Origin of the sequence: Bacillus sp. SIMBA_154, from assembly GCF_046536015.1 — a bacterium.
Taxonomy (GTDB): domain Bacteria; phylum Bacillota; class Bacilli; order Bacillales; family Bacillaceae; genus Bacillus; species Bacillus pumilus_P.
The window spans coordinates 81,151-88,346 of record NZ_JAWJBV010000014.1; the positions used below are offsets into that span (position 1 = coordinate 81,151).

The window sequence follows — 7,196 nt, forward strand, 5'->3', positions numbered from 1 at the left end:
AGATCATCTGTATGTTTTTTTCGCCTTTCACACAAAATAACGACAAAATGAACTTGTGAAAGGAAGAGTGCAGGTGAATCAATTTTATCGTGTACAGGGTGATGTTATCGAGACACCATTAAGAGGGATGGAAGTCATGTCTGTCCCTTATTTAAACAAAGGGGTTGCATTTACAAAGGAAGAGCGGGAAGAGCTTGGTTTAAAGGGATTTCTCCCGCCTAAAGTTTTAACGTTAGAAGACCAGGCGAAGCGTGCATATGAGCAGTTCCAAGCACAGCCAGATGCGCTTGGGAAAAATGTTTATTTAACAGCGCTTCATGACAGAAACGAAGTGCTTTTTTACAAATTATTAAATGATCATTTGGCGGAAATGCTTCCGATCGTATACACCCCGACCGTAGGAACGGCGATTCAGCGTTATAGCCATGAGTATAGAAAACCTAGAGGACTTTATTTATCCATTGATGACCTAGAAGGCATGGAAGAGATTTTTGCCTCTTACGGTGTCGATGAATCGATTGACTTAATCGTTGCGACTGATGCAGAAGGCATTTTAGGCATCGGAGACTGGGGCGTTGGCGGCATAGCCATTTCAGTGGGGAAGTTGGCTGTTTATACAGCGGCGGCAGGTATTGATCCTAGCCGCGTGCTGGCAGTGGTGCTTGATGCCGGGACGAATCAAGAAAGTCTCTTGAATGATCCGCTTTATGTCGGAAATCAGCACTCTCGCGTTCGAGGAGAGCGCTATGATGAGTTCATTGATCAATATGTTGAGCTTGCCCGCGCCACCTTTCCGAATGCACTTCTTCACTGGGAAGACTTTGGTACAAAGAATGCCCGCGCCATTTTGGAGAAATATAAGGACCGTATTTGTACATTCAATGATGATATTCAAGGAACTGGAGCGGTTTCACTTGCTGCGGTTCTGGCATGTGTAAAAGCATCGAAGGTTCCGCTGAAGGACCATCGAATCGTCATCTTTGGAGCGGGTACAGCAGGTATTGGCATAGCAGAGCAAATTCGTGATGCTATCGTAAGAGATGGGGTCAAAGAAGAGGAATCATATGACCATTTCTGGTGTATAGATAAAAATGGATTGCTCACAGATGATTCACCTGAAATTCAGCCTTTCCAAAAGCCATATGCAAGACATTCTGAGGAAGTAAAGGATTATGCGCGTAATGGTCCAAAGCATTCCATTGATTTGTTAGAGGTCGTCAAGCAGGCTAAACCTACCATTTTAATTGGCACCTCGACAGTAGGAGGGGCATTTACAGAGGAAATTGTGAAAGAAATGGCGTCGCATGTCGAGCGCCCAGCGATTTTACCGATGTCTAATCCGACACCTCTTTCAGAAGCAAAGCCGGAGGATCTGATTGAGTGGACAGAAGGACGTGCCCTTGTGACAACGGGAAGCCCATTTGATCCTGTGGAATACAATGGGGTCACATATGAAATTGGGCAGGCAAATAATGCCCTTGTTTTTCCAGGACTTGGTCTTGGAACCATTGTGTCTAAAGCCCGTCTGATGACAAATAGCATGTTTGTGGCGAGTGCTGAAGCCATTGCCAGCATGGTCAATGTCGGAAAACCAGGTGCGGCGATGCTGCCAAGTGTCGAGCAGCTTCGAACGGTTTCAGCCACAGTGGCTGTCCGTGTTGCGCAAGCGGCGATTGACGAAGGGATTGCCGAAGAAACGCCGGATGATCTCATACAGACTGTGCAAGACGCCATGTGGCACCCTGTGTACAAAAAAATCAAAGCCATATAAAAAAAGAAGCTTCGCAAGGACACGTCTTTGCGAAGCTTTCTTTATCAAGCAACAGAATCAATGACATCAACGATCATGCCTGTTTTAGCATCAATCATGACTTCGTACTGTTCAAGCTCACCAAAGGCAGAGCGTGTAATGCCAGATTTGTACACATCAATCGTTTCACCATTTACAGTATACGGCTCTGGTACAGTATAGATCCAAGAGCCATCAATCGGACCGCGCTGTTTAAAAGCAGATTTCACAATTTTTAACGCTTTTTCAGACGAGATATACGTAGGGAAAAATACTTTCTTTGCAATCATTGCAGCGGCTACGCCAATACTCGCACCAATCAAAACATGTTTTAACTTCAACGTGCTGCACCTCCGTATTGCTGTTTTTTCCATTATACAAAACTTGTCCATTGATGTTAAGAAATCCGAATACTTAAAAGCATATTCAAAATTTCTGGAGAGATACTTGGAAAACCGAAAGAATTCTTATAGTATAAAGTGAGTGTTATTTTTATAGGAATATATATGGTTATTACATAGAAACGAGGTAAACTGTAGAATGAACGAAGAAACATTGTCGCTTTTCCGAAATTTAACAGAATTACAGGGGACTCCGGGTAATGAGCACCATGTGCGTGCTTTTATGAAAAAGGAACTTGAGAAATATTCCGATGAACTGATTCAGGATCGTCTTGGCGGAGTGTTTGGCGTACGCAAGGGGCCAGAAAAGGCACCAAACATCATGGTGGCTGGCCATATGGATGAAGTGGGCTTCATGGTCTCATCGATTACGAAAAACGGGATGATTCGTTTTCAAACACTTGGCGGCTGGTGGAGTCAAGTGATGCTCGCGCAGCGTGTGGACGTTCATACCGATCATGGGCCAATTCCTGGTGTCGTGTCTAGTACACCACCTCACCTTCTGACACCAGAACAAAAAAGCAAACCTGTGAAGCCGTCAGATATGCTCATTGATATTGGTGCAGATAGCGAGGAAGAGGCAAAAGAGCTTGGCATTCGCCCAGGACAGCAAATCGTCCCTGCAACGGTCTTTACCCCAATGGCGAATCCAAAAAAGATCTTAGCAAAGGCTTGGGATAACCGCTATGGCTGCGGACTTGCCATTGAATTATTAAAAGAATTAAAAGACGAAACCCTTTCATGTCAGCTGTATTCAGGTGCAACAGTTCAGGAAGAAGTAGGGCTTAGAGGTGCAGAGGTAGCAGCTAATATGATTCAGCCGGATCTATTCTTTGCTTTAGATGCGAGTCCTGCAAATGATGTGACGGGTGACAAAACACAATTCGGCCAGCTTGGAAAAGGTGCACTTCTTCGTATTTTTGATCGAACGATGATTACGCACCGTGGCATGAGAGACTTTGTACTCGATACTGCTGAAACAAATAACATTCCATATCAATATTTCGTATCACCGGGTGGTACTGATGCTGGACGTGTTCATATTTCAAACCAAGGTGTGCCGTCTGCTGTGATTGGTGTTTGCGCGCGCTATATTCATACAAGTCATTCTGTCTTGCATGTGGATGATTACGCTGCGGCAAAAGAGTTAATTGTTCGTCTTGTTAAAAGCTGTGATCAAAGCACGGTGGATTCTATTTATCAACAGGTGTAAATGATAGAAAAGAGGACAAAAGACTAAAAAACATTTTATCCTTTTGGCTTCTTTTCAGCGTGATATGAAAACCCTTGAAGTCTAGGAAGGCCGAGTACTGGCGCGGAGCGAATTTGATATTCGTGAGCACCAGCACGCAGAACTGACACCGAATGCGAGGGTTTGTCTTCACGCTGAGGCTGCCTCTTCAATGAGGGCAGCCTTCTTTCTTATTGCTGTTCAAACACGTAAGATAACACCTTGATCGCTTGATTCACTGTTTCCACAGTGATATTTGCTTTGTTTGATAGTTCCTTTAATGGATGGTGCAGCTCTTTTGGACGGATCAAAATAAGAGGTTTTCCTTTGGCGATGGCAGAAGATGCATCCATTGCAGTGTTCCATTGTTTATATTTCTCACCAAAGCGGGCAATGACAACATCTGCTTTGGTCAATAAAATCTCGGTACGGAAATTGTTCAAATCAGAAGCAGCATCGTCTTTTAAAATGGCATTCGGCTGTTCGCCTAAAATGTCTTCACCAATGTGATCTGATCGGTCATGATTCTCCATTGGGCCAACAAATGTTACAGGTAACTTCAAAGATTGGCTTTTCTCCTTGATTTCATCACGCCACTGGCTATGAATTTCTCCAGCTAAATAGACGGTTAATTGCATAACAATCTCCTCCTTGTGCACAAACTTAGTAAAGGTTTGTCCTGTTTCTTTTCATGTTACACAAGAAGTGCTTGATAAAGCAAAAAAAATATGATTATGATATTCATGGTAGAGACTATTTTTCATCGTAAGAAGACTACATATAATGGGAAGGACAGGCCTCTTCGTCTTTCCTATGAGAAAGCAGGAAGACGACGTTGATGACTTATTTGAAAAGAAAGGGCATTTCCCTTTCGCCAAAGGTGTATTTCATTGATGCACTCTCTTATATGGCTTTAGGTCTATTTGCAACATTAGTGGTAGGGCTGATCTTAAAAACAGCAGGCGGCCTGTTATCACTTCCACTCATCATCAAAATGGGAACGCTGGCCATGGGGCTCATGGGACCGGCGATCGGCGTAGCGGTTGCGTATCGCTTAAATGCATCTCCTCTGATCATTTTTGCGAGTGTGGTCTCAGGTGCCGCAGGAGCAGAGCTTGGAGGACCTGCCGGAAGCTTTGTCGCAGCATTAATTGGTGTGGAAATCGGCAAACTTGTCAGTGGAGAGACAAGAATTGATATTATCTTAACACCGCTTGTCACCATTATGACGGGCTTTTTCACCGCCGCTTTGATCGGCCCTGGGATTGAAGGTATGATGACAGGGCTAGGCAGGCTCATCATGTGGGGAACAGATCAAAGTCCGCTGATCATGGGTATGCTTGTGGCAACCATTGTTGGACTTGCGCTCAGCTCACCGATCTCAAGTGCTGCGCTTGCGCTGATGCTTGATTTAAGCGGGACAGCGGCTGGTGCTGCAACGATCGGCTGCTGCGCTCAAATGGTCGGCTTTGCCGCTGCAGGCTTTAGAGAAAACCGCTTTGGCGGTCTTGCCGCTGTCGGCATTGGGACGTCAAAACTGCAGCTACCGAATATTGTGAAAAACCCCCTCATCCTCATTCCGCCGACGATTGCGGGCCTTATTCTTGCACCAATTGGTATTATTGGCTTTGGGATGGTCAATAATGCGGCAGGAGCAGGAATGGGAACGAGCGGTCTTGTTGGACAACTGATGACGCTCACAGTCATGGGGTTTCATCCATCCGTACTACTCGCGATTGCTCTCTTGCATATCGTTGGCCCGGCAGTGATTAGTTTGGTAGTATCAGAATGGATGAGAAAGAAAGGCTATATACAATTCGGAGATTTAACCATACAAACTGGAGGAATGAAACATGAAAAAAATTGAATCAAACGAAGAATTACAAAAAGTAATTCAACAAGACTTAACGGTATTACTATTCTCAGCTGACTGGTGCCCGGACTGTACATTTATTGAACCATTCTTACCAGAGCTTGAAGCAAACTACCCAGAATTTGAATACTTCTATGTCGATAGAGATCAGTTCATTGACACTTGTGCAGAGTGGGAAATTTACGGCATTCCAAGCTTTTTAGTCTTTAAAAACGGACAAGAGATCAACCGCTTTGTCAGCAAAGATCGTAAGACAAAGGAAGAGATTGAAGCATTTTTAACAGATTCTCTTTCTAAATAACGAAAGGAGAGTCTTAACTATGGCAAAAATGACATCAAGACAGCTTGCCAATCAATTGAAAAGCCGTCTGACGAGTGACAGCTGGTCACACCAGTTTGACCGGGAAAAAGATACGCTTCGTATTGAAGATAAACAAACAGGTAAAGGCATCACGCTTGAGCTTCCGCCAATTATTGCGAAGTGGGAAGTAAAGCCTGATGAAACACTGGATGAGATCGTTTACTATGTGAAAGAGGCACTAAGCGCAATGAAAGGCGAAGCGCAGCACATATCAGGTAAAGAAAAGCAAATCTATCCGGTTATTCGTTCGACTTCCTTTCCAGAGACATCAAGTGACGAGATTCCGCTCGTTTTTGATGAGCATACAGCTGAAACAAGAATCTACTATGCGCTTGACCTTGGAAGCACCTACAGATTAATTGATGAGAAGATGCTTCAAAAGGAAAACTGGACAAAAGAGCGAATCAGGGAAACCGCAAGCTTTAACGTCCGCTCACTTGAAACCGTGGTGAAAATGGATGAAGTCGCAGGCAATCGGTTTTATTTCTTCCGTGCCAATGACGGATATGATGCCAGCAGACTTTTAAATGAATCGATTTTACAAGAATACGCGCAAAAAATAGAGGGACAGATGGCCATTTCTGTTCCCCATCAAGATGTATTCATCATTGCAGATGTTCGCAATGATTCAGGCTATGATATTTTAGGGCAAATGTCGATGAGCTTCTTCGCCAGCGGCACGGTTCCAATTACCGCATTGTCATTTTTATATGATGAGGGCAAGCTCGAACCGATCTTTATTCTTGCGAAAAGCAGACCAAAACAGTAGTAGAAGGGAATTTTGAAGAATGAATGCTTTTTATAATGCAGAAGGTGTAGGCGACACACTTCTTATTTCATTAAAAGATGTGACAAGAGAAGAAGTAGGTCATGAAACGTTTGGAGATGTCGTGAGAATCTTCAATCAAGACACAAAAGAAACAACAGGCTTTAATATCTTCAACGCATCCACTTACATGAAAATTGAAGAAAACGGATCTGTACCGCTTTCTGAAACGCTTGTTCAAGATATCAATGAAATTTTAAACCGCAACGGTGTCAGTGAAACGTTGACTGTCGATCTATCACCAAAATTTGTTGTCGGCTATGTGAAGGAAAAGGAAAAGCATCCGAATGCAGATAAATTAAACATTTGCCAAGTAGATGTTGGCGAAGAAACATTACAAATCGTGTGCGGTGCACCAAACGTCGATCAAGGTCAATATGTCGTTGTTGCCAAGGTCGGCGCAGTGATGCCAAGCGGCTTGATCATCAAAGATGCTGAACTAAGAGGTGTACCATCAAGCGGAATGATTTGTTCTGCAAAAGAATTAGATCTTCCAGATGCGCCTGCTGAAAAAGGGATCCTTGTTCTAGAAGGAACCCACGAAGCTGGCGAACCCTTTGAAGCCTAACCTCCCATAAACGGGCACATATGAGCGAAGAATGTGTTATACGAAAAGTCACTAAGTACGTACTTAGTGACTCAGGCTGTCGAGAAAATCTCGACAGCTTTATTTTTTTCCTTAAAATTTACATCTCCTCATTTTATAATAGAGAAA

Annotated in this window: 8 protein-coding genes; 6 read left to right on the forward strand and 2 right to left on the reverse strand. The window is 43.7% G+C overall.

Going from position 1 to position 7,196, the window contains the following annotated elements:
• Nucleotides 1-73 precede the first annotated feature (73 nt).
• Nucleotides 74-1,771, forward strand: a complete 1,698-nt coding sequence (locus tag R0K30_RS16585) for an NAD-dependent malic enzyme (RefSeq protein WP_410611761.1) — start codon at nt 74-76, stop codon at nt 1,769-1,771.
• A gap of 44 nt (nt 1,772-1,815) precedes the next feature.
• Here the strand turns inward: R0K30_RS16585 and R0K30_RS16590 are convergent, their stop codons facing one another.
• On the reverse strand, nt 1,816-2,130 hold the full coding sequence (locus R0K30_RS16590) for a PepSY domain-containing protein (protein WP_099726831.1): 315 nt from the start codon (nt 2,128-2,130) through the stop codon (nt 1,816-1,818).
• A 199-nt stretch (nt 2,131-2,329) separates the two neighbouring features.
• Here R0K30_RS16590 and R0K30_RS16595 point away from each other — a divergent pair, with 199 nt between their 5' ends.
• Nucleotides 2,330-3,403 carry a M42 family metallopeptidase gene (locus R0K30_RS16595; RefSeq protein ID WP_230031064.1) on the forward strand — a complete coding sequence of 358 codons (1,074 nt, stop codon included), beginning with the start codon at nt 2,330-2,332 and terminating at the stop codon, nt 3,401-3,403.
• A gap of 209 nt (nt 3,404-3,612) precedes the next feature.
• Here R0K30_RS16595 and R0K30_RS16600 read toward each other — a convergent pair whose 3' ends face one another.
• Nucleotides 3,613-4,059, reverse strand: a complete 447-nt coding sequence (locus R0K30_RS16600; protein WP_410611764.1) for a YtoQ family protein — start codon at nt 4,057-4,059, stop codon at nt 3,613-3,615.
• Nucleotides 4,060-4,259: 200 nt separating this feature from the next.
• Between R0K30_RS16600 and R0K30_RS16605 the strand changes: the two genes are divergently transcribed.
• From R0K30_RS16605 to ytpR, 4 genes are read left to right on the forward strand one after another with little or no spacing between them, the layout of a single operon-like run.
• A complete protein-coding gene (locus R0K30_RS16605) occupies nt 4,260-5,288 on the forward strand; it encodes a PTS sugar transporter subunit IIC (protein ID WP_099726834.1) in 1,029 nt (342 codons plus the stop codon).
• Entirely contained in the window at nt 5,275-5,595 is a 321-nt protein-coding gene (locus R0K30_RS16610) for a thioredoxin family protein (protein ID WP_034322446.1), read from the forward strand. Before R0K30_RS16605 ends, R0K30_RS16610 begins: the two co-directional genes overlap by 14 nt.
• A gap of 19 nt (nt 5,596-5,614) precedes the next feature.
• Nucleotides 5,615-6,424: a DUF1444 domain-containing protein gene (locus R0K30_RS16615; RefSeq protein WP_099726835.1), complete on the forward strand. Its 810-nt coding sequence runs from the start codon at nt 5,615-5,617 to the stop codon at nt 6,422-6,424.
• Nucleotides 6,425-6,443: 19 nt separating this feature from the next.
• Nucleotides 6,444-7,049, forward strand: coding sequence for a YtpR family tRNA-binding protein (gene ytpR, locus R0K30_RS16620; RefSeq protein WP_410611767.1), 606 nt, complete (start codon nt 6,444-6,446; stop codon nt 7,047-7,049).
• Nucleotides 7,050-7,196: the final 147 nt, after the last annotated feature.